19 protein-coding genes are annotated in these 20351 nt (G+C 40.5%); 12 read left to right on the forward strand and 7 right to left on the reverse strand.

The features are described from left to right. Positions 1-124 precede the first annotated feature (124 nt). The 4 genes from RMY63_RS16570 (at position 125) to RMY63_RS16585 (ending at position 4166) form a co-directional block, all read left to right on the forward strand. Positions 125-1021 carry an ABC transporter permease gene (locus RMY63_RS16570; protein ID WP_322729795.1) on the forward strand — a complete coding sequence of 299 codons (897 nt, stop codon included), beginning with the start codon at positions 125-127 and terminating at the stop codon, positions 1019-1021. Positions 1022-1137: 116 nt separating this feature from the next. Next, entirely contained in the window at positions 1138-1347 is a 210-nt protein-coding gene (locus RMY63_RS16575; RefSeq protein ID WP_322729744.1) for a hypothetical protein, read from the forward strand. A 133-nt stretch (positions 1348-1480) separates the two neighbouring features. Continuing rightward, the gene (locus RMY63_RS16580; RefSeq protein WP_322729745.1) at positions 1481-2383 is read left to right on the forward strand and encodes an ROK family protein; all 903 of its coding nucleotides are present in this window, start codon (positions 1481-1483) and stop codon (positions 2381-2383) included. Between the two features lie 304 nt (positions 2384-2687). Beyond that, entirely contained in the window at positions 2688-4166 is a 1479-nt protein-coding gene (locus RMY63_RS16585; protein ID WP_322729746.1) for an ABC transporter substrate-binding protein, read from the forward strand. A gap of 191 nt (positions 4167-4357) precedes the next feature. Here RMY63_RS16585 and RMY63_RS16590 read toward each other — a convergent pair whose 3' ends face one another. Together RMY63_RS16590 and RMY63_RS16595 are read right to left on the reverse strand one after the other, a co-directional pair. Continuing rightward, positions 4358-4780, reverse strand: coding sequence for a hypothetical protein (locus tag RMY63_RS16590; protein WP_322729747.1), 423 nt, complete (start codon positions 4778-4780; stop codon positions 4358-4360). Positions 4781-4881: 101 nt separating this feature from the next. After that, on the reverse strand, positions 4882-6519 hold the full coding sequence (locus RMY63_RS16595) for a CTP synthase (protein ID WP_322729748.1): 1638 nt from the start codon (positions 6517-6519) through the stop codon (positions 4882-4884). Between the two features lie 84 nt (positions 6520-6603). Between RMY63_RS16595 and RMY63_RS16600 the strand changes: the two genes are divergently transcribed. The 3 genes from RMY63_RS16600 to RMY63_RS16610 all read left to right on the forward strand — a co-directional run bounded on the left by RMY63_RS16600 (position 6604) and on the right by RMY63_RS16610 (position 9264). Continuing rightward, positions 6604-8358, forward strand: a complete 1755-nt coding sequence (locus tag RMY63_RS16600) for an N-acetylmuramoyl-L-alanine amidase (protein WP_322729749.1) — start codon at positions 6604-6606, stop codon at positions 8356-8358. 194 nt (positions 8359-8552) lie between these two features. Beyond that, entirely contained in the window at positions 8553-8942 is a 390-nt protein-coding gene (locus tag RMY63_RS16605) for a type II toxin-antitoxin system RelE/ParE family toxin (RefSeq protein ID WP_322729750.1), read from the forward strand. Next, complete coding sequence (locus RMY63_RS16610) at positions 8935-9264, forward strand: helix-turn-helix transcriptional regulator (RefSeq protein ID WP_322729751.1); 330 nt, start codon at positions 8935-8937, stop codon at positions 9262-9264. Before RMY63_RS16605 ends, RMY63_RS16610 begins: the two co-directional genes overlap by 8 nt. Positions 9265-9411: 147 nt before the next feature. Here the strand turns inward: RMY63_RS16610 and RMY63_RS16615 are convergent, their stop codons facing one another. Together RMY63_RS16615 and RMY63_RS16620 are read right to left on the reverse strand one after the other, a co-directional pair. Continuing rightward, positions 9412-12873 (reverse strand): NACHT domain-containing protein, encoded by a 3462-nt coding sequence (locus RMY63_RS16615; RefSeq protein WP_322729752.1) that lies wholly within the window; start codon positions 12871-12873, stop codon positions 9412-9414. Beyond that, complete coding sequence (locus tag RMY63_RS16620; RefSeq protein WP_322729753.1) at positions 12857-13672, reverse strand: SMEK domain-containing protein; 816 nt, start codon at positions 13670-13672, stop codon at positions 12857-12859. Before RMY63_RS16620 ends, RMY63_RS16615 begins: the two co-directional genes overlap by 17 nt. Positions 13673-14124: 452 nt before the next feature. On the opposite strand from RMY63_RS16620, the gene RMY63_RS16625 reads away from it, so the two are divergent. Further along, positions 14125-14397 carry a hypothetical protein gene (locus tag RMY63_RS16625; RefSeq protein ID WP_322729754.1) on the forward strand — a complete coding sequence of 91 codons (273 nt, stop codon included), beginning with the start codon at positions 14125-14127 and terminating at the stop codon, positions 14395-14397. An 80-nt stretch (positions 14398-14477) separates the two neighbouring features. On the opposite strand, the gene RMY63_RS16630 is transcribed toward RMY63_RS16625, so the two are convergent. After that, complete coding sequence (locus RMY63_RS16630; RefSeq protein ID WP_322729755.1) at positions 14478-15254, reverse strand: Uma2 family endonuclease; 777 nt, start codon at positions 15252-15254, stop codon at positions 14478-14480. 163 nt (positions 15255-15417) lie between these two features. On the opposite strand from RMY63_RS16630, the gene RMY63_RS16635 reads away from it, so the two are divergent. Next, positions 15418-15819 carry a hypothetical protein gene (locus RMY63_RS16635; protein WP_322729756.1) on the forward strand — a complete coding sequence of 134 codons (402 nt, stop codon included), beginning with the start codon at positions 15418-15420 and terminating at the stop codon, positions 15817-15819. Between the two features lie 168 nt (positions 15820-15987). Here RMY63_RS16635 and RMY63_RS16640 read toward each other — a convergent pair whose 3' ends face one another. Next, on the reverse strand, positions 15988-16563 hold the full coding sequence (locus RMY63_RS16640) for a pentapeptide repeat-containing protein (protein WP_322729757.1): 576 nt from the start codon (positions 16561-16563) through the stop codon (positions 15988-15990). 23 nt (positions 16564-16586) lie between these two features. On the opposite strand from RMY63_RS16640, the gene RMY63_RS16645 reads away from it, so the two are divergent. After that, on the forward strand, positions 16587-17144 hold the full coding sequence (locus tag RMY63_RS16645; protein ID WP_322729758.1) for a YraN family protein: 558 nt from the start codon (positions 16587-16589) through the stop codon (positions 17142-17144). Between the two features lie 70 nt (positions 17145-17214). Here the strand turns inward: RMY63_RS16645 and RMY63_RS16650 are convergent, their stop codons facing one another. Then, complete coding sequence (locus tag RMY63_RS16650; RefSeq protein ID WP_322729759.1) at positions 17215-17604, reverse strand: hypothetical protein; 390 nt, start codon at positions 17602-17604, stop codon at positions 17215-17217. Positions 17605-17877: 273 nt separating this feature from the next. Here RMY63_RS16650 and queA point away from each other — a divergent pair, with 273 nt between their 5' ends. Both queA and RMY63_RS16660 read left to right on the forward strand, forming a co-directional pair. Beyond that, positions 17878-19092 (forward strand): tRNA preQ1(34) S-adenosylmethionine ribosyltransferase-isomerase QueA, encoded by a 1215-nt coding sequence (queA, locus tag RMY63_RS16655; RefSeq protein ID WP_322729760.1) that lies wholly within the window; start codon positions 17878-17880, stop codon positions 19090-19092. A 135-nt stretch (positions 19093-19227) separates the two neighbouring features. Further along, positions 19228-20337 carry a tetratricopeptide repeat protein gene (locus RMY63_RS16660; RefSeq protein WP_322729761.1) on the forward strand — a complete coding sequence of 370 codons (1110 nt, stop codon included), beginning with the start codon at positions 19228-19230 and terminating at the stop codon, positions 20335-20337. Positions 20338-20351 lie beyond the last annotated feature (14 nt).

Consider the following 20351-nt stretch of genomic DNA (forward strand, 5'->3'; position numbering starts at 1 on the left):
CTAACTCATTCTAGTTCTGTATCCAGCGTGAGGTAGTCGGATTTTTATTCAGGATGTTTACGCAATCCCCTATCTAATATGTAAAATGGTCAGCGTATCAAGCTTTGCTACAGGCGATCGCTTTATGGCCATTACAAAACGGCGACTACCGACATTTTTACAGTTTGGCAAAAGTCTCAATCTTTCCCAAAAACTCATGTTCATCGGGTTAGGCATTACCCTATTTTTCATCTTCCTGGCCTTCTTCGCTCCCGTATTGCAGGCTTGGGGATGGCTGCAAAACCCCAAAGATTTTCTCTCTAATCCAATTCATGAGCCACCCTCAGCTAAACATTGGTTTGGTACTAGTCGCCTCGGCTATGATGTGTTCTCCCGAACATTGTTTGGTGCTCAAGCTGCTTTGCAGGTGGTGATTTTAGCAACGGCGCTGAGTATGATTATCGGTGTGCCTTTAGGGATGCTTAGTGGGTATCTCGGCGGTAAATTAGATAAAGTGTTGCTATTTATTATGGATAGCATCTACACTCTACCAGGGCTACTGCTATCTGTGACACTGGCGTTTGTGGTGGGGCGTGGGATATTAAATGCAGCGATCGCTATTAGCATTGCCTATATCCCCCAATATTATCGTGTTGTTCGCAACCATACTGTGAGCGTGAAAACTGAAGTGTTCATCGAAGCTGCTCAAGCGATGGGTGCTTCCACTTGGGTTGTACTTTCTCGTTATCTGTTTTTCAACGTCATTCAAAGCGTACCCGTTCTATTTACACTCAACGCTGCTGATGCGATTTTGGTGTTGGGCGGTTTAGGCTTTTTGGGGCTAGGACTTCCCGAAGAAGTGGCAGAATGGGGACATGATTTAAAACAAGCCCTAGAAGCTCTACCTACTGGTATTTGGTGGACTACCCTTTTCCCTGGTTTAACGATGACATTCATGGTGGTGGGGTTATCACTACTTGGTGAAGGGTTAAATGAATTTGTCAATCCCCGATTACGAAGAGAAAATAGAATCCGACAGTAATCATTAGTCATTAGTCATTGGTCAGTAGAGACGCGATTAATCGCGTCTGTACAATGGTCATTAGTTTTAGACAAAGGACAAATGACAAATGACAAATAAACAATAGAGAGATTTGTATGAAAGATAATCTAACGTTAATTGCTGCCGCTACTGGCGGGTTTATCCTTTCCATTGCTCTTGCTGGTATCTTAAGAGGTGCGCCAATTACAGCTTGGCAAGAGCAATCGAGTTTTCGCAGCACGACTTTTGCTAATTTACAGAAATCGGAGTTGAAAGCTGCGCGTCTTCTCCCAAGCAAAGACACTGCACGAACAGATCGGGGGTGAAAACGACTCGCACCCAAATAATAGGGAATAGGGAATAGGGAATAGGGAATAGGGAATAGCTAATTCACCAATTACCAATGCCCAATGCCCCATGCCCAATGACAAATGACAAATGACAAATGACAAATGACAAATGACAAATGACAAAATTCAAGTAATTGGCATTGATGTTGGGGGAACAGCAATTAAGCTGGGGCGTTTTGCAGATGATGGTACTTGTCTCTTATCTTTGACTGTGGTATCTCCTCAACCAACAACGCCGGAGGCTGTGCTGGCGGTGCTGGTAGATGCGATCGCTCAAATTGATCCAGATAATCAAGCTGTTGCAATTGGTGTTGGTACTCCTGGCCCATCCGATGCCGCCGGACGCATTGCCAAAATCGCCATTAACTTACCTGGATGGATCGATGTGCCTTTAGCAGACTGGTTAGAAGCTAAAACTGGCAAACCGACTGCGATCGCTAATGATGCTAATTGCGCTCTTTTGGGAGAAGCTTGGCTAGGAGCCGGTCGCCACTTTCAAAATCTGATTCTGTTAACTTTAGGTACTGGAGTTGGTGGCGCAATTATTCTTGATGGCAAACTATTTATTGGACATCAAGGAGCCGCCGGAGAATTGGGTTTGATTTCATTAAATCCTGATGGTCCAATTTGTAATAGTGGCAATCGAGGCTCTTTGGAACAATATGCCTGTGCAACTGCAATTCGCCGTCGCACTCTCAAGGAACCCATCGAATTGGGTTTTCTTGCCCGACAAGGAGATGCCGCAGCATTGACTTTTTGGCAAGAATATGGTACTAGTTTGGGAATTGGTTTGACGAGTTTGATTTATGTACTCACACCGCAAGCGATCGTCATTGGTGGCGGTATCAGTGGCAGCTTTGAGTTTTTCTTACCAAGTGTGAAGGCAGAAATTGAGAAGCGAGTGCAGCCTTTATCACGAGCGGGTTTACAAATATTGCCAGCGGAGTTAGGCAATTTTGCAGGGATAGTAGGTGCAGCAAAGTTGGCATGGCAATGCTATTCAAGATTTTAAATTATGGTTCAAACAACCCCAGCTAGAGACATCAGTCTTTACGGATTAGAAGAAAAATTTGGTTTGCAACTTGCTACAGACGCCAACTTTTTTACAGAATAGACAGAGAACTTAGGATTGCGGATTAAATATAGCAACCGCCAAGGCAGTTAGGACATTGGTGATTGCTCAAAACCTTGAAATTACTGGGTTTTTACTCAGCACTCAGCACTCAGCACTCAGCACTTTGCTATAACACTTGAATAAGCGCTATGTGATGTCAGAAGATGCAGTAAAGATGTTTTTCTGACAAAAATCATAAAAAATGAGTATATTATTCAGAACCAAAGCCAATCCAATGGCTAAAGGCTTTAAGAATCAGCAAAGAGTCAAGCAAACTTTTACCGTAATGCTAATAAGAGCTAGCCATCGCTACGTACTCGTGGCATTGATACTCAGCTTGATAATTCTTGCCTATATTAACATCTTAAAATCTAATCAATCCTTAGTCATTGAGTCTCCTATTAACAGTAAAATTCTGAAGATTTGGTCAGATAAAGGTTATACATTGGAAGAGGATGAAGCACTCCAGAAGATCATTAGTAACTGGGAACAACAAAGCGGCAACAAAATTAAACTTACTTTCTATACTAACGATGAGCTGCCACAAAAGACTCAAAGGGCACTTCAGGCAGGTAATTCGCCTGATATGGTAATAAATAGCAGTGCTGAGAGGGAGCTGTATCCACGTCTTGCCTGGGAAGGTAAACTGGCAGATGTCTCTGATGTAATTGAGCCAGTCAAAAGTATTTATTCTGAAGGTGTGCTGGAAGCAGTTCGTTTATATAACAACGTTGATAAAAAGCTGAGTTACTATGCAGTCCCAATTAATCAATTAACAATTCACATCTTCTACTGGCGAGACTTGCTAGAGAAAATAGGTCGAACTCAAAGCGATATCCCCAAAAAGTGGGATGCTTTCTGGGAGTTTTGGAAACAAGTGCAAGATGATCTGCGGGCACAGCAAAAACAGAATATTTACGGGTTAGGCTTTCCTTTCTCCACTGGATCTACAGATACCTACTACTTATTTGAGCAGATTTTAGAGGCATACGATGTCCAAATTTTAGACTCCAACGGTCAACTTCTCCTCAACGATCCTAAAATGCATCAAGGTATTGTTGAGAGCTTAGAGTGGTATGCGAAATTTTTTCAGCAAGGTTACGTACCACCAGACGCAGTAAACTGGTTAAATCCAGACAATAATCGCAGCTTGCTCAATCGTGGCGTGGTTATGACGCCTAACTCCTCGCTCTCGATTCCTGCTGCTGTCCGCCAAGATCCTGACACCTATCGTAATAAGCTTGGTATCCTAGAATTTCCGAACAAACCCAATGGTAAACCGATGCGCCACTTAGTCTCGGTTAATGAAATAGTTTTGTTTGCCGAGTCTAAAAACCAGAAGGTAGCCAAAGACTTTCTCGCGTATTTAATTAAACCTGAGATCATAGGAAACTATCTTAAAGCTACCGGAGGTCGGTATCTACCAGTAATGAAGTCTGTTTGGAAAGACCCTTTTTGGACAAATCCAGCAGATCCTCATCTTTCCACTGCAACTCAAACACTTACTAAAGGTCTAACTCGTCCATTTTATATTGTTCAAAATCCTGCTTACAGCCTAGTTTTAGAAGAGAATGTTTGGGGTAAGGCTCTCAATCAAATAGTTGTCAATAGTATATCTCCAGAAGAAGCAGCAGACATGGCAATTGAGCGGATAAAACAAATTTTTAACGAATGGCAGTGAGCTATATGCAATTTTAAAATCAGCACCTTACTACTAAAGGTACAATTTTTTTCTTAGATAACTCTACAAAAAAGATGATTCAATAGCCAGGATAATTGAGCAAAAACTTTCACAAACCATTTTTTAAGATTGGGAAGATAGTAAATCTGTTTTTCAACTTTATTGTTACCTTGTTATGCTACACAGGAATTTCAAGATAAAGAATATCCTGTTGCTTTCTGAACGTATTTCACAACTTTTTCATAAGATTCAGGATTACTTACAGGGTTGATGATAATAGGAATAGTGCCATCTGGCAACCAAAAAGTTATCCTGCCGTTCGGTTCATGACAAAAGGAACTGATGCAGTTGAGATTAATTACATATTCATTTTTTTCGTAAATTATTTTTACCCAATGGGCACAATCTAATTCTAATCCTGTCACACATTGTAAATAATCGAGAATTTTTTGATAGTCTTCCAGGTTATTTTGTGGGTTAATTACTATGGGAATGGCACTATCGGGTAGCCAAAAAGTAACTCTGCCATTCAGTTCATAACAAAAAGCATGGACACGTTCAAAATTTATTATATATTCTTTCCTCTCGTAAAGGATTTTCACCCAGTACGCCACAACATCTCCTCAAGTCCGAAATTTACGAATGATGCACCCTGGATGTCCAAATCTACTGAAGCCTTAAGTTAATGTTGTAATTAATTTTGAATTATGAATTGTTATGACACCTCCAATGGTGTTGGTGTGCTAGATGTCGAAACAGAAAGAGCGATCGCTGTTTGAATGAATCCTTTAAATAAGGGATGAGGTGTACTGGGGCGTGATTGAAATTCTGGATGAAATTGGCAAGCAAGAAAGAATGGGTGCTTGGGTAATTCCACAATTTCAACTAAACGCCCATCAGGAGAAGTACCACTAATCGTATAGCCAGACTTTAACAACAAATCGCGGTAAGCATTGTTGAACTCATAGCGGTGTCGATGTCGTTCATAAATCACATCTTCTTGATAAAGCTTAAAAGCTAAAGTATCAGGGAGAACACGACAAGGGTATAGCCCTAAGCGCATTGTACCCCCTAAATCCACAACTTCCTGCTGTTCTGGCAATAAATTTATTACCGGATAAATTGTGTAAGGGTCAAATTCAGCACTATTGGCATCTGTTAATCCCCCGACGTTTCTGGCCCATTCAATCACAGAACATTGCATACCCAAACATAAACCCAAAAAGGGAATTTGGCGATCGCGGGCGTATTTAATGGCGGCAATTTTACCATCGACTCCCCGAACCCCGAAACCTCCTGGCACAACTATGCCATCAACACCCTCAAGATAATTTTCGGCTGGTTCTGTTTCTAAATTTTCTGAGTTCACCCAACGCAGGCGCAGTTTGCCATAAGTGGAGATTGCAGCATGGTTTAGCGCTTCCACTACAGATAGATAGGCATCACTTAACTGCACATATTTACCAACGATGGCAATTTCTACCTCGTGCTTGGGACTATGTAACCGTTTTACCAAGGTTTGCCACTGCGTCAAGTCTGGTTTACGTTGTTCCATTTGCAGCAAGTTCAGCACTTGTTCTGCCATTCCTTCCCGTTCTAGATTTAGCGGTACTTCATAGATACTTTTGGCATCTTGGGAAGTGATAACGCATTCTTCCGGCACATCGCAAAATCCCGACAATTTCTGCTTTAATCCCTTGGGTAAGGGGCGATCGCTCCGACAAACTAAAATATCTGGTTGAATGCCAATGGATCTCAGTTCCTTAACTGAATGCTGTGTCGGCTTAGTTTTCATTTCACCCGCAGAAGCAATCCACGGCACCAGTGTTACGTGCATATACAGCACATTCTGCCGTCCCACCTCTTTACGGAACTGGCGAATTGCTTCCAAAAACGGCAGTGATTCAATATCTCCCACCGTCCCGCCAATTTCTGTAATCACTACAGAAGGGTTTGTACTTTTAGCAACTCGCAGAATCCGCTCTTTAATTTCATTGGTGATATGAGGAATTACTTGTACAGTACCGCCATTGTAGTCTCCGCGCCGCTCTTTATTAATGACTGCTTGGTAAATCGAGCCAGTAGTTACACAATTTAAGCGCGACATCGAGGTATCGGTAAAGCGTTCGTAATGCCCCAAGTCTAAATCTGTCTCCGCACCATCTTGGGTAACGAATACTTCCCCATGCTGAAAGGGACTCATTGTGCCAGGATCGATATTAATATAAGGGTCAAGTTTGAGAATCGACACCGAATATTCGCGCGACTTGAGCAAACGCCCTAGACTTGCTGCTACAATGCCTTTACCAATACTGGAAACTACGCCTCCAGTAACAAAGATAAACTTAGTCATAGTAGTTTGAATTTCTAACAACTTCTAAAAATACATCCCGTCATTGTGCCACAGTTGTTGTGGTGTAATCTTCTGTGATTTGCTGTGAAAAAACTTCTAGGATTAGTAATATTAGGCTTTATTCTTTCCTCCTCCATAGCATTGGCACAGCCATCTCTTATAGTCATTTTTCCCCAGACCAACTACCAGACAAGTGCCCAAAAAATATTCTTTCTGGGCACTGCACCACCAGATGGTCAGGTTTTGATCAATAGTAAGCCAATTACCCGCAGCAAAGCTGGTCATTTTTCTCCTAGTTTCCCCTTGCAATTGGGGGAGAATCTTTTTACTGTGCGTCGCCAGAATCAAGAACTTAAGATTAAGGTGATCAGGCTTAACACTAGCCCGGAACTACCACAGGGGGTAGCCTTTGCGAAAGATTCCCTGACTCCCGCAGTTGACATTGCCAGATTACCGGGAGAAGTAATTTGTTTTGGCGCGATCGCACCCCCTAACGCCAATGTCTCTGTAAACTTGGCTAATCAAACTATTGCCCTTTCACCCCAACCTCAACAGGCAGAACTACCAAGTAATTTGGCAGCTCTGACAGGGCAAAATCAGCCTCATGCCCAGTCTAGCGTAGGCAACTATCAAGGTTGTACCACAGTGGCAACAGCCGCTGATCTGGGAAAACCTCAATTTCAACTGACGCTTGATGGCAAGACGATCGCTCAACCAGGATCTGGTAAGATTGAAATCCTCTCAAGAGCACAGTTGCCAGTTTTTGAGGTTACAGTAGAGTCAGGTGTTACTCGTACTGGCCCAAGCACCGATTATTCTCGACTTACACCACTACCCAAAGGCACGCGCGCAACAGTTACAGGTAGGGAAGGTGAATGGTTGCGCCTAGACTATGGCGCTTGGATTAATAGTAAAGAAACCCGCATTCTACCTGGTGCAGTTCCGCCACAAACAATAATTCGCAGTGTCGGATACCGTCAACTCCCTGGTGTGACAGAGATAGTTTTCCCCTTACAAGTTCCCGTACCTGTGAGCGTACAACAAAGTGAGGGTGCTTTCGCTCTCACTCTCTACAATACCACTGCCCAAACGGACATAATTCGCCTGGATGATGACCCTCTAATTTATCGCCTAGACTGGCAACAGGAGGCTCCAGAACAAGTAAAATACACCTTTAACCTGAAAAAAGCTCAACAGTGGGGATATAAGCTGAGATACGACGGTACAACCCTGGTTTTGGCTTTGCATCATCCGCCGAAAATTGGTAACACAAGACGCAAGCCTTTAGCTAATTTCAAGATTGTACTCGATCCAGGGCATGGCGGTAAAGAATCTGGTGCCAGTGGTCCAACTGGATATTTAGAAAAAGATTTGAATTTGGTGGTGTCCAAGTTGCTGCGGGATGAGTTGGTGAAGCGAGGAGCAACGGTAGTGATGACACGGGAGGATGATAAGGAGGTTTCCCTAGTAGAACGTCAGGCAATTATTAGTCGAGAAGAACCTGCGATCGCTATTTCCATACATCACAATTCTCTACCCGATGATGGTGATGCCGAAAAAACCAAGGGATTCGGCGCTTTTTGGTATCAACCCCAAGCCCACAACCTGGCAATGTTTTTACACAACTATGTAGTCAAAAAAATCGGCAAATCTTCTTATGGTGTGTTTTGGGATAACCTGGCGTTGACACGCCCAACTGCTGCACCATCAGTGTTACTGGAATTGGGTTTTATGAGCAATCCTGATGAATTTGAGCAGATAGTGAACCCAGAGGTACAGAAGAAAACGGCTGATGCGATCGCTCAGGGGATTACTGAGTGGGTTAGGAGTGTGAAATAAATTTGCAGGTACAACTAGTTCCTCATTGTATTTGATGGAGTGCGATGTCTGACGACAAGGCTAGCGCCAACGCTATTTTTTAGTTCTGAAGTCACTTGCAAGATTTAACCAATATTTGATGGTGATAGATTAAATTTGATACAACAAAATTACTTATTGAAATAATATGCCAATTTTGGCATAATTGAGATTGCATGAGTGAACAACAAGAAAAACCCCTTAAATGGATTGCAAGCGCTCTTGATGATTTAAAGGAGTTTCCTGAAGATGTACAAGATGTAATGGGTTATGCTCTGGATTTGGCACAACATGGTGAAAAGCATCCTGATGCAAAACCTTTACATGGATTTTCAGGGGCTAGCGTTTTAGAAATTGTAGATGATTTTGATGGGGATACATACAGAGCAATTTACACTGTTAAATTTGCAGGAGTTGTTTACTTATTGCATTCATTTCAAAAGAAATCAAAACATGGTATTGCTACACTGCAACAAGACATAGATTTGGTTAAAAAGAGATTAAAAGACGCTCAGAAAGATTATTCAACAGAAACAGCTAAAAAGAATGAGATAAAAAATGAGTAACGAAAATAATGTTTACGTTAGTAGCGGAAATGTGTTTGCTGATTTAGGATTACCCAATCCTGAAGAAAGACTAGTCAAAGCCGAACTTGCTCGTAAAATTAGTGAAATCATTGCTACTCGAAAATTAACACAAGTACAAGCTGGTGAACTTTTAGGAATTGATCAGCCGAAAGTTTCTTCATTAATTAGAGGACGATTAAGCGGGTTTTCACTTGATAGATTGATTAGCTATTTGAATAGTTTAGGTAATGATGTAGAAATCACAATTAAACCCAAACCTGAAAATCGCTCAATTGGACATACAACCGTAGTCTCCCAATAAGATTATTCTAGAAGTGCGGTAAACTACCCACTTTTTCATAAGTCTACTTGTGAATATTCTTCGGCAGCGTCAATATTCCGTAATCGCTATTTTTTAGCTAGTTCCTGCTCAATGTTGCGATCGGTCTTTGTTCAAGCTTTTTGACTTTTATAGTGTATCGTTATTATTACTGGTTTCTTGATATCGCTCCATTGCTGCACTCAATACTAAATTGCTGTAATTCCAAGGTTGTTTTAAAATTTCTTCTAACAGGTTATGCCATGTCTCATACTTATTAACAGGCATTTGAATCTCTCTTAGCATCTTAACCCAAGCTTCCTCTTTCTCGATAATTTGAGTTTGTTGCAATGCTGCTAATAACATTTGTCTATAATTAATATTCTCAATTGGATAATCTGACAAAGTTAAGTATAAAATTCCTAGTAAAGAATGCTTGTTACTGTCAGAATTTATCAGACTCCATCCTGCATCTGCATTAAAGCAAAGATTAATGGCTTCTTGTATTTCTTCTTTATTGGAGAATTTATAAGATTTCATTGGCGAGCGAAAAATTACATATAAAAGGAATACGCTCCCTATACGAACATTTTCATCCTCATGACTAAGAAATGATTCTAATACATCTGTAGATTTCAATAAAAAATTATTAGAAATGCCACTCCGATAAAACTCTCTTTTATTAAGTAAAAGTTCTTTAAGAGGTAGAGTATTAAACACAAGTAGTATTATTCTTTGAGTCGGAGTATCATAACTTAATATTTTTAGGAAATAAACCCAACATAAGTTAGTAATAGTGTCGTCTAAAGATTGCGACCAAGTAGTAAGAATTAATTCTAAAATGTCCTGTGTCTTTCTTAAGAAGATTGGATCTGATGACCACTTAAGTTCAATCAGATTCATTAATATTCTACTTAATCTTTTATGCTGTTTTATAGCCTCTTCAGCAATCGTTAAGATTTCGTAGAGTTCATCACTTTCGCATTTCAATGTACTGAAGCTAATAGGGCTATAAATATATGCTTCTGCTAAATCTTCAACACTTATGCCTATTTGATTAGCTAATGGTAATAACTCAGGCAAAAGTTCATTTAATCCAATCTGCGTATGTATTGCTATTATAAGTTTTTGTAAATGTTGTCTATCATCTGATTGCTGCTTATATTTGAGAATAGTCTCCTCTATTTCTTTAAAAATAGCTATCTGTTTTTTAGCTTCCAAGAAGGGTAATAATCTATTAACACTATCTTGTTCTTCAAGTAATTGTTTATCCACGGCTAGATTCAAAAGAGGCCAATTTTTTCTTAAAGCAAAAGAACGCCACCATTTATTAGAAAGGAATGAAGTGCGGTGAATTAATTTTAATCTTTCCATAAAGACAGATATATGATCAATATGAGGCTCTTTGAAAAACCAAAGTAACGACCATAAACTTACTTCTAGCCTGGGTATTAAGTTATGGCATTGCAATAGCTCCTCTATATTATCGATAATTTCTTTAGGCATAGAGTCAGATGGTTCTAGCCCAATCCTCATCATTCTTATAGCTATTGCATGTTGTGAGACATCTTGTTCCTCTCCATATATTAAAATATTTCTGTGTTTGTTAGTTTTCATGGACAACTCGATCAATAATCTAGAGCATCTCAGCAATAATATTAATTGTTCAGAAAGCGTTTTTGGTTTTAGAAACTCCCCGATAAGTTGTTGCTCAGAACTTGAAGAATTATAATACACTTCTAAAGAAAATATTTCTGCTAATTCGTTTGCTTGGTCTTCAGAAATTGACCAATTTCTCAGAACTGCCTCAGTATATTCAAGTGAGCTTAACCACATTTTTATTTCAGACGAAGAGAACCCACGCTCACTAAATATTTTTTTGTAGTAGTCCCAATAATCTTGTAATCTCTCTACCATCCATGAAGGCTCAGATTTATAGCTCATAGCAAGACACAATGCAGTAATTACAGTTGTTTCTCGTTGAGTTTGAAGCAGAGCATTAATCTTATCTTGGAAAGGTTTTTTTGCTCCAAAATGTTGACCATAAAGTTCTAATACTGTTTCTGAGCATGAATCTGGCAAAGAACGCAACTTCTCTTCTAGAAGAGGATGCAATGATTCTTGTTTATCTTCTTGAGATAATTGCTCTATGAAAGATTCCAATGCTTCTTTTTGCTCTGTAGTTAGCCCCGTGTCTAAAACTTTTAGTCCGTATTCTATAAATTCATATTGTAAATCCGGATTAATTTTACTAAAAGCACCATCGCTTGCTACTTCAAGCGCAAACCAAGCTCCTGGCCGTAAATAATGATTTGTTTTTGTTTGGTCTATCTCTTTACAGAGTCTTAAAATCTTATTAGCTTCTCCCTTATGGCTTCGAGCAATACGACCAACGAAAAATAAAGCAACATTCCGCCAGTGTGCTAAATAAATGATATTTTTTAAGCTTTCAAAACGTTGAGCAGTATCCTCGGCATTCTCTACTAAATGAACCGCTGCAAAGAATTCTTGAAAAGAGCGAATATCAAAACCAAACAAATCATTAGCTTCAGTAATCAAAACTAATCTATCACCATCCTTCACCAAGGCTTCCATCTTAAAATTTATGGTTTCAGCAGTGGAACGCTTGCCTTCTTGACGTAGGAATTTACAAACAGCATCTCTAAAGTCATTTTCAGGTAAGCGCGATTGAACGTTTTCTTTTGCAGCTCTGTGATGCAGTAAATATCCTAAGTAAGAATGTAATCCAAATAAGAGCGACTCATCACTTTTAATAATTCCCTTATCTTTACTTTGTTCTCTAGCAAATATAATCTCCCAATATTTATTAAATAAATCTTCTTTTTGACTGGGAGGACGACCACGATTCTTGATAATAAGTAGGATAATTGTTACGTAAAGAGGACTTGTTAGTAACGCAGAGGTATTGGTATCTTGCTGGCATTCTTCAAGAGTAGAAATTATTCTTTGTTTTTCTTCATCTTTTATTTTTTTTGCTAATACCCATTTATCAGCATATTCATTAACTTTTTGGGCTGACATATCGACTAGTTCTAAATGCAAAAATTCTTTAGTATTAAAGTAACTTTTATACTGTTTATCAAATTCTTTTGGTCTAGAACTTCCTACTACCATTAAATCAGCATTTAAACTTTCTGCTACTGACAGAAAGTTTTTAATACGTACCAGCATCTTCTCTTGTAATTCAGTAATTCCGACTTCATCCAGTCCATCTAAAATCAAAAGGCAAGGACGGCAGCAAAGAATATCTTGAATATCTTTTGGGGATACTAAGTTAGTTCGTGAGGTTAGTACGCCCATCCTCTCAGCTATATAAGCTTCTAAGCTATCCAAATCAGGCCTTTTAGCAAGCCATTGGGCAAAGTGCTTGAGTACAATCCGAAAGGGAATCCTTACAGTTTTAGGTTTTTTAGATTGATAATCTTTTTTTCCAATCAACTTGGCACGATGTACCTGCGCTAACTGCTGCCCCAGTGTAGATTTTCCCTTCCCAGGGCCACCAATCACTACAACCCTGGTATAATACTCTTCCAAAAGACAATCCATGACCGTGAGATTAGTAGATTGATCTGTTTCAAAAAGGGATGTCATCTGCTTCTTCTAAGTAAAAAAACTTTCTTCTGGTTGATTCAGGCAAATCCTCTAACCTTAACTTAATAGGTTTTTCACCTCTAATTTTAATATCAAGATCAATAAATATCTGTTCTAGCAATGTACGACTTTCTGGATCAGTTTCGCCTGCTTGGTCTAATTCTGCAAATTCATCATCCTCAAAACATTTCGTAAAATACAGTTTTAAAGTCTCCTCAAGTTCTGAGTTTAATTTTTTATGAGAACCATTTACTAATTCTTTACTCTCAACTTGCATTTTACCAGTGCCAAAATTTTCTTCCAAAAGGGTTTTTATGCTTAATGCTTTCTCAATTTGAAATTGATTAATAGCTTTGAGTACGTCGCGATAATCCAAAATATCTTGCTTGGTATTGAAATTAAGCTTACCTTGGATGATTTTATTAATTTTTTTATTTGAATAAGAATTTTGCTTTTCTAGCAAAACATAAATAATTAATCTATCATATTTCTTATATAATTCATATTCGATAAATTTATTTAATGTGTGCTTTATCTTGTTAATATTAGGCGTAGCTGTAATCTGAAAAGCAACTTTTGCAGTTTCATCACCTAAATCAATACCAGGAAAGTTACTACCTTCTGTAAAATTCAAGTTTTTAAGATTTTCAAAGCCGTAAATTTCTGCAAAGAGAGGTATTAATACATTCTCAGATACTTTGTTTATATCTGTTTTCTCCATCGCTGTAGCAGCCTTGATCTCTGTCACAAAAAATGACATTAGATTTCTTATTCTCTGTTGCGTTTGCTCAAGATGCATGTCCTATATTGCTATACCTACTATATGAATTGAGTTTTGATTCGCTTCATTGTAGCAAATTAACCAGAATACACGTAAATTTATGCTTGGCAGCTACTTACGCTTTTAATTGGAGCATGAGTAGCAATAGACCCCAAAGCTGAGATCAAGCTGCAATGCTATCGGTTTAATCTTTCCCTGATTTGCGATCACCCAGGAGCCAATACCACGCAAGAAAAATGCGAGGAAGATGCTCTCAAAACCTTTGATATTGCTGGGCTGTGCCAACCATTGATAAGAAATGCCGCGCTAAAGTTTCTTACTTTAGTCATTATTCAAGCTTTTTTACCATTTGCTGCTTTGAGGCGATCGCTTTCCTACCTGCTACAGAATCAAACATTGCTCTCTAACCTCTGTAGCTTCTGCTCTACAATCAAGTGAAGAATCTAGCAGCTTAAACAGGGGATTTATTTATGTCCCACCCTACGCTCGGTAGCCACGAAGTTGCCCGACGTGGAAAGGAACTCTATCAAAAAAGTATCCGTGCCAAAGTTGAGACACAAGAGAACATTGGCAAAATTATCTCGATTAATGTTGAAACAGGAGATTATCAAATCGGTGATGATTTAGTCGAAACGAGTCTTCGATTACGATCCAAGCAAACCGATGCAGCACTTTGGGGAGAAAGAATTGGTTTTGATGCCGTTTATGCAGTTGGTGGTACATTGCTCAGGACGGCACAGTGATACACGGGACTGTAGTTGGACTTCAGGCAAGAATAAGTCTGATTATTCTTTCCCCAGAACGTTCAGGTGTAGAAAAAATATTACTCTTCTAGATTGATACCCATTGCCCTAAGCCGTTCTGCTAATTGTGCAACTTTTTGTTCTGCTTGCTCGGCCCTTTGCCTTTGCAACTCGGCTTCTTCTTTACCAATCAGTAACAAATTTCCCTCTAAATCCCACCAGCGCAACCAAAATTGCTCAGGATTATTTAAGTAATTTCCTTGCCATAACCCTAGTTCCACTCCTAAAGGAGGAATTGGATAACGACCTTGCTCATTAGGCTGCATTTTGTGATATGAAAAATCTACGAGGTGATAAACCTCTAGTTTGTCATTACTGATTTCATAAATGGCATAGTAAGGAATTCGGATTACTCGCTCATATACCCAGAATTTACCTGGTTTTGCCCCTTCCCGACTACCAGCTAGAGGTAAAGGAGTGACATCTCGTTCTTCATCGCCATTACCACTAGCTAGTTCTATGGCAATCAATGGCGGTATGTATTCCCTCCACAAAACATAAGAGCGACGGTTTTTGCCATCTAGCCTTGGTGGTACACCAGGGACATAAAACCAGTCCGGTGCTGCTGCTCCTTTTTCTGGTGGATCGGTTTCTCGCCAGTAAATACCACAATCTTGACCAATGCAATACTGTTCATCTGGATGTAAGCGTTGCAAAACTTGAGCAATTGAGTCTGTCAAAATGACGGTTTGGGGATGCTCTTGAAAATTTTTCACAAACGTACCATCAGACTCTGGTAGCTGAGTGTGATCGGGAAACTGGGGCGGTATGGCAATATCAGCAAGTGTTTCACTCATACTTTGAAAAGTATTGCAGCTATTTATTTAGTGCTTTACGCTTCCCATAATGTATTACAACCTAGTATAACACCTTGCTCTGTCTTGATTTCAGTGCTTCTACCCTGCCAAAACCTCTTTGATTGCGGGTAGAAATATATGAAATCTTATATTTTGAGAATCTATGTATTTTAAAATCAGCGGGATTGTGGGTGCGATCGCTATTTTATTAAGTAATGGTAGTGCGTTCACCGGAGGTGTTGGCGTAGCCATCGCTCAAGATACAGAAAGATATATCACTGTAGGGCATGATAAATTGGGAAACAGCGTAGCTCTGGACACGGAAACGATTAAGGGCACGATATACAAGCTTTACGGGATCTATGGAGATGGCATCTTTGAGACTACCTTTGATGCATTGTGCAAAGAATCGCGGCTGTTTCGCAATCGCATTGCGATTTACGGGCCAGAAGGACAGCTACTTGAAGAGGATAAAGAAAAAGGAGAAATCCCTTTTGTAGCAAGTTCTTCACCAGGCAAAGGTATGAAAATTGTATGTCAAAAGATTGGTGCAAGTGGTTGGTAGTTGCTCAATATTTTATAAGTGGGGAGTGGGGAATGGGGATGGTGGGGCCCCTGTGGGGATAAGGGGGAATGGGGAATGGGGAGCAGAGGAAGATGAGGGAAATGGAGAATAACTAATGCCCAATTCCCAATTCCCAATGCCCAATGCCCAATTCCCAGCTAAAAAATACTAAGGACAAAACAACGTGTCACGCGTATCTCGTCCTGTAGTAGGATTAGTCCCTTTGGCAAGTTTGCACAATTTTTTTTGCTCATCGGGACGCAGCAGCGTATCGGTAAAATCTGCCCCGTCAATGATTGCACCATCAAATCTGGCATTAGCAGCAAAGGCACCTTCCAACAGTGCATTTGTTAAATTTGCTCTGACTAAACGAGCTGAGTCTAAAGTGGAATTTCTCAAATCAGAACCCTCCAAATTTGCAGACTCCAAATTTGCTGCAAAGAAACTGACACCGTTCAAATTAGCTCGACTGAAGTTGCTCTGGCGAAGATTAGCTTTAGTAAAGCTAGAGTCTGTTAAATCACGTCCTGAAAAATCAGCCTCAACCAAAATTTCTTTATTATATTCAAGTGCCAAAGCTGTTGGAGCAAAACCGACCGTTGCGGTGATGGTAACTATTACCCAAAGGAATAAGCTGAGTAAACTTGCCCAAGTATGATGGTTTGTTTTACGCTTCAATTCCAACTCAGTGCTGGATAAGGCGAGTGCAGAACCCGTTGTGCGATCGCTTAACCTAGAATTCATAGAATTCATGATATTTTTAGTCAATGGCTAACCTTCCTCCATCTCATTATCCAGATATTGGTTCATTAGGAGAAGACCTAGTAGCCCAATGGTTGCAATCTACAGGTTGGATAATTCTCCATCGTCGCTTTTCTAGCCGCTGGGGGGAAATTGATATCATTGCTGAATATTTTGGAGGAGATGGGGAGCAGAGGAACAGAGGGGCAGTAGGGAGAATTTCTAACTCAGGACTCAGTACTCAGGACTCAGTACTCAGCACTCAGCACTCATTATTGGCATTTGTTGAAGTCAAAACCCGTAGTTCAGGTAATTGGGATACAGGGGGAAGAAGTGCAATCACCCCACAAAAGCAAGCAAAAATCTGGCGGACAGCTGGAATATTCTTAGCCCAGTACCCTGAGAAAGCAGATTATTCTTGTAGATTTGATGTTGCTATTGTCTACTGTCAAAGGATATCAAAAAATCTGACTGGGGTTACAGCAAACCAGGAAGCTCTAGCTACTTCATCAGTACCTGGATATAAGTTTAAGCTGCAAGAATACATCCCCGCAGCTTTCGACTCTTCAATTGATAATGGTTAATCGGTAATCAATAAAATATCTTAATTACCAATGACCAATAATTTTGTAGTGGCGTTACAACCAAATAGGATCACGCCAAAGTTTCTGGACAATAACCTAAGCCCCGGACAAACTGTTGCCGGAACGCTTCAATTTCGTCTCTTTCTGGGCGACCATGAGAAACGATTGCTACCTGATAACGACGCATCACATCCACAGGGCACTGTCCCGCTTCCAAACTCCAAAGTGCCATTTGCACCCTCATTGGCGGTTCGTAGCTAATTCCTAGTTCATTTAGAAAAGCGCGAAAGTCGCCATCTTCTTGGGGCGAAACTTGACCTTTGAGTTTGATCCTAACCACCCAGCCATCAATTTGATGAATTACGGTGACGAACGAAACTGGTGTCTGGGGTCTAGCGTGGAGGTGTTGAACGACCCTCAGGGTTAGACTGGCATTTGCCAGATAGTACAAGTATTCCATGTTTGTTGGTGCTTGGGATCAAAGCCAATGCTACATATCTATATTCGTCAATCAGTGCCTGTTCCCGGTAGGGTAAAAGCCCCCGTTTTTTGATGGGGAGGTTTACCCAATTTTTATGTTAATTTTTCCGTGTTACTTAATAGTAACAATCTTATAGCCTTGCGACCAAACTGAGCAAAGATGCTTTAAAGTTCCTTTAGAAGAGAAAGCTTAAACCAGCTTTTTTAAGCGAGTATAAATACTAAGATAAAGCAAAAACTAGTATAAGCCAATTTGAAAGATAGTTCTAACCCACAAGAAAAAGATTTGGAATTAGATTGCTCGGTAGCTGGCTATGACTACAAACTACCTCCAGAACTCATTGCCCAAAATCCAGCAGTTCCTAGAGATAGTTCGCGGTTACTGGTAGTTGATTCTCCCACTTCAGGTACTGAAACAGCACCCCTACACCACATTTTCCATGATTTGCCTGCACTGCTGCGCTCTGGTGATTTGTTGGTTATGAACAATACAAGAGTCATTCCAGCGCGGCTTTATGGCCATAAATCCACTGGTGCTAAAATCCAGGTGTTGCTTTTGGAAGAACGGCAGCATAACTGTTGGCTAGCTTTAGTTAAGCCAGGAAAAAGCTTTAAACAGGGAGCGAAGATTGTTTTTGAACCAAGGCAATTAGGAATTGGGGATTATAAAGATTCTTCCCCAGTCCCCAGTCCCCATTACCCCTTATCCCCTTCAGGGGCCCCACCTTCCCCAGTCCCCAGTCCCCAGCTAACGGCTACGGTTTTAGAAACAGACGCAGCAACTGGGGGACGTTTGTTGGAATTTGATGTACCAGAGGGAAAGACTTTGGTGCAGCTGTTAGAGGTATTTGGTGAAGTACCGTTACCACCGTACATCACTACCTCAGAAGCTGCTGATGAGCAGTATCAGACAGTTTATGCTAAACAGCCAGGAGCGATCGCAGCTCCGACGGCAGGATTACACTTTACCCCAGAATTATTACAACAGTTGCGCGATCGCCAAATCAATCAAGCTTTTGTGACGCTACACGTTGGTGTCGGCACATTTCGCCCTGTGGAAGTAGAGGACGTAACTACCCATCAGATGCATGAAGAATGGATTGAAGTTACTGCAGCTACAGTAGAGCAAATCCGCGCCACTAAAGCTGCTGGCGGTCGAATTATTGCTGTGGGAACAACGGCAGTACGGGCTTTAGAAGGGGCGGCTCAATCTGGTAATTTACAACCGTTTTGCGGAAAAACAGACTTATTTATTTATCCTGGCTACCAATGGCGGGTGGTAGATGGTTTGATTACGAATTTTCACTTACCGCGTTCTAGTTTGTTGATGTTGGTAAGTGCCTTAATTGGCAGACAACGGTTATTGAATATATACAACGAAGCGATCGCTTTTGGATATCGCTTTTATTCATTCGGTGATGCCATGCTAATTTTGCCGTCAGCTGTGGGAGTGGGGAGTTTGGAGTAGAGACGCGATTAATCGCGTCTGTACAAGAATTAGGAGACGCGATTAATCGCGTCTGTACAAGAATTTGGAATTTTTTCTTTCGTGGTGGGTACTCTGACTTATGAGGAGTTAAAAATAAGTACAGGTCTGCTATTAATGTCTGAAAAATACCTATTTTCTCATTGGTTAAATTTATTTTGTCAGGTGACACTCGCTGGCTGTTCTGCATTTTTGATTTTGGCTGCACCGACAATTACTAATTTCCCTGTTAGCAAGCTGCTGGCAGAAACCGCAATTTCTCAGGATCTCGAAGCAGCTAGCTTTTTCCAGCAGGGAGTCACGCGCTATAACCGCCAAGACTTACAAGGTGCAGAATATGCCTTTCGCCAAGCGTTGCAGCGAGATCCTAACCTTGGGGCAGCACGGAATTATCTTGGTAATATATTTATGGAGCAAAATCGCCTGGATGTAGCTTTACAAGAATTTACAGAGGCGATAAAAGTTAATCCCAATTTTAGCGAAGCTTATTACAACTTAGGGTTAGTCTTGCACCGACAAGGAGAAAAAGATGCAGCAATTACGGCTTATCGCCAGAGCTTGGTGATAGATTCCACAAGGATAGCAGCGCTGTATAATCTGGGTTTGTTGCTATATGAACAAGGAAAGTCAGAGGAAGCGATCGCTGCATACCAGCAAGCAATTAATTTAGATAGCAGCAATGCCAATATTTATCTTAACTTAGCGATCGCCTTGCAACAACAAGGTCAAATAGAGCCTGCGATCGCCACTTATCGCCAAGCTTTAAAGCTAGATCCTAAAAATGCCATAGCCTACAGCAACATGGCAAATTTGCTAGCAATGCATGGTCAAGCTTCTGAGGCTATTTCTGTTTATCGGCAAGCTATTCGTCTAAATCCGAAAAATGCCTCAGCTTACTATAACTTGGGAGTAACTTTATATAATCAAGGCGAACTCAAAAAAGCCAGTGGAGTCTTGAAACGCGCTCACAATGAATATCGCCAGCAAGGCAACATTGAACAAGCCGAGAAAATTGAGCAGCTAATGCAGCAAATTGCTCAGAAAAGTGGGCAACAGCAACCTCAAGCCAGTCAAACAGCTACTCCTTCTCAGAGTTCAGATTCTACCAGTAATGTAATACAAACACCTGAACCACAGACGCCAAATCAACCAGAAACGCCCGCAAACCCTAGTGATGTGCCTGTTTCAGTTGAACCACAATCCACTTCAACAAGTCCCGGACAATAAAAAACTCAGAGTTA

The sequence above is a fragment of the Nostoc sp. ChiQUE01b genome (genome assembly GCF_034531255.1).
Lineage (GTDB): Bacteria > Cyanobacteriota > Cyanobacteriia > Cyanobacteriales > Nostocaceae > Nostoc.

What these genes read in the sequence shown, in the direction of transcription:
- RMY63_RS16575 (WP_322729744.1), top strand. Translation starts at nt 1,138, where the DNA reads ATGAAAGATAATCTAACGTTAATTGCTGCCGCTACTGGCGGGTTTATC.
- RMY63_RS16580 (WP_322729745.1), top strand. Translation starts at nt 1,481, where the DNA reads ATGACAAATGACAAAATTCAAGTAATTGGCATTGATGTTGGGGGAACA.
- RMY63_RS16645 (WP_322729758.1), top strand. Translation starts at nt 16,587, where the DNA reads ATGGCTAACCTTCCTCCATCTCATTATCCAGATATTGGTTCATTAGGA.
- RMY63_RS16625 (WP_322729754.1), top strand. Translation starts at nt 14,125, where the DNA reads ATGTCCCACCCTACGCTCGGTAGCCACGAAGTTGCCCGACGTGGAAAG.
- RMY63_RS16615 (WP_322729752.1), bottom strand. Translation starts at nt 12,873, where the DNA reads ATGACATCCCTTTTTGAAACAGATCAATCTACTAATCTCACGGTCATG.
- RMY63_RS16605 (WP_322729750.1), top strand. Translation starts at nt 8,553, where the DNA reads ATGAGTGAACAACAAGAAAAACCCCTTAAATGGATTGCAAGCGCTCTT.
- RMY63_RS16630 (WP_322729755.1), bottom strand. Translation starts at nt 15,254, where the DNA reads ATGAGTGAAACACTTGCTGATATTGCCATACCGCCCCAGTTTCCCGAT.
- RMY63_RS16650 (WP_322729759.1), bottom strand. Translation starts at nt 17,604, where the DNA reads ATGGAATACTTGTACTATCTGGCAAATGCCAGTCTAACCCTGAGGGTC.
- RMY63_RS16585 (WP_322729746.1), top strand. Translation starts at nt 2,688, where the DNA reads ATGAGTATATTATTCAGAACCAAAGCCAATCCAATGGCTAAAGGCTTT.
- RMY63_RS16620 (WP_322729753.1), bottom strand. Translation starts at nt 13,672, where the DNA reads ATGCATCTTGAGCAAACGCAACAGAGAATAAGAAATCTAATGTCATTT.
- RMY63_RS16640 (WP_322729757.1), bottom strand. Translation starts at nt 16,563, where the DNA reads ATGAATTCTAGGTTAAGCGATCGCACAACGGGTTCTGCACTCGCCTTA.
- RMY63_RS16610 (WP_322729751.1), top strand. Translation starts at nt 8,935, where the DNA reads ATGAGTAACGAAAATAATGTTTACGTTAGTAGCGGAAATGTGTTTGCT.
- RMY63_RS16595 (WP_322729748.1), bottom strand. Translation starts at nt 6,519, where the DNA reads ATGACTAAGTTTATCTTTGTTACTGGAGGCGTAGTTTCCAGTATTGGT.
- RMY63_RS16570 (WP_322729795.1), top strand. Translation starts at nt 125, where the DNA reads ATGGCCATTACAAAACGGCGACTACCGACATTTTTACAGTTTGGCAAA.
- RMY63_RS16660 (WP_322729761.1), top strand. Translation starts at nt 19,228, where the DNA reads ATGTCTGAAAAATACCTATTTTCTCATTGGTTAAATTTATTTTGTCAG.
- RMY63_RS16635 (WP_322729756.1), top strand. Translation starts at nt 15,418, where the DNA reads ATGTATTTTAAAATCAGCGGGATTGTGGGTGCGATCGCTATTTTATTA.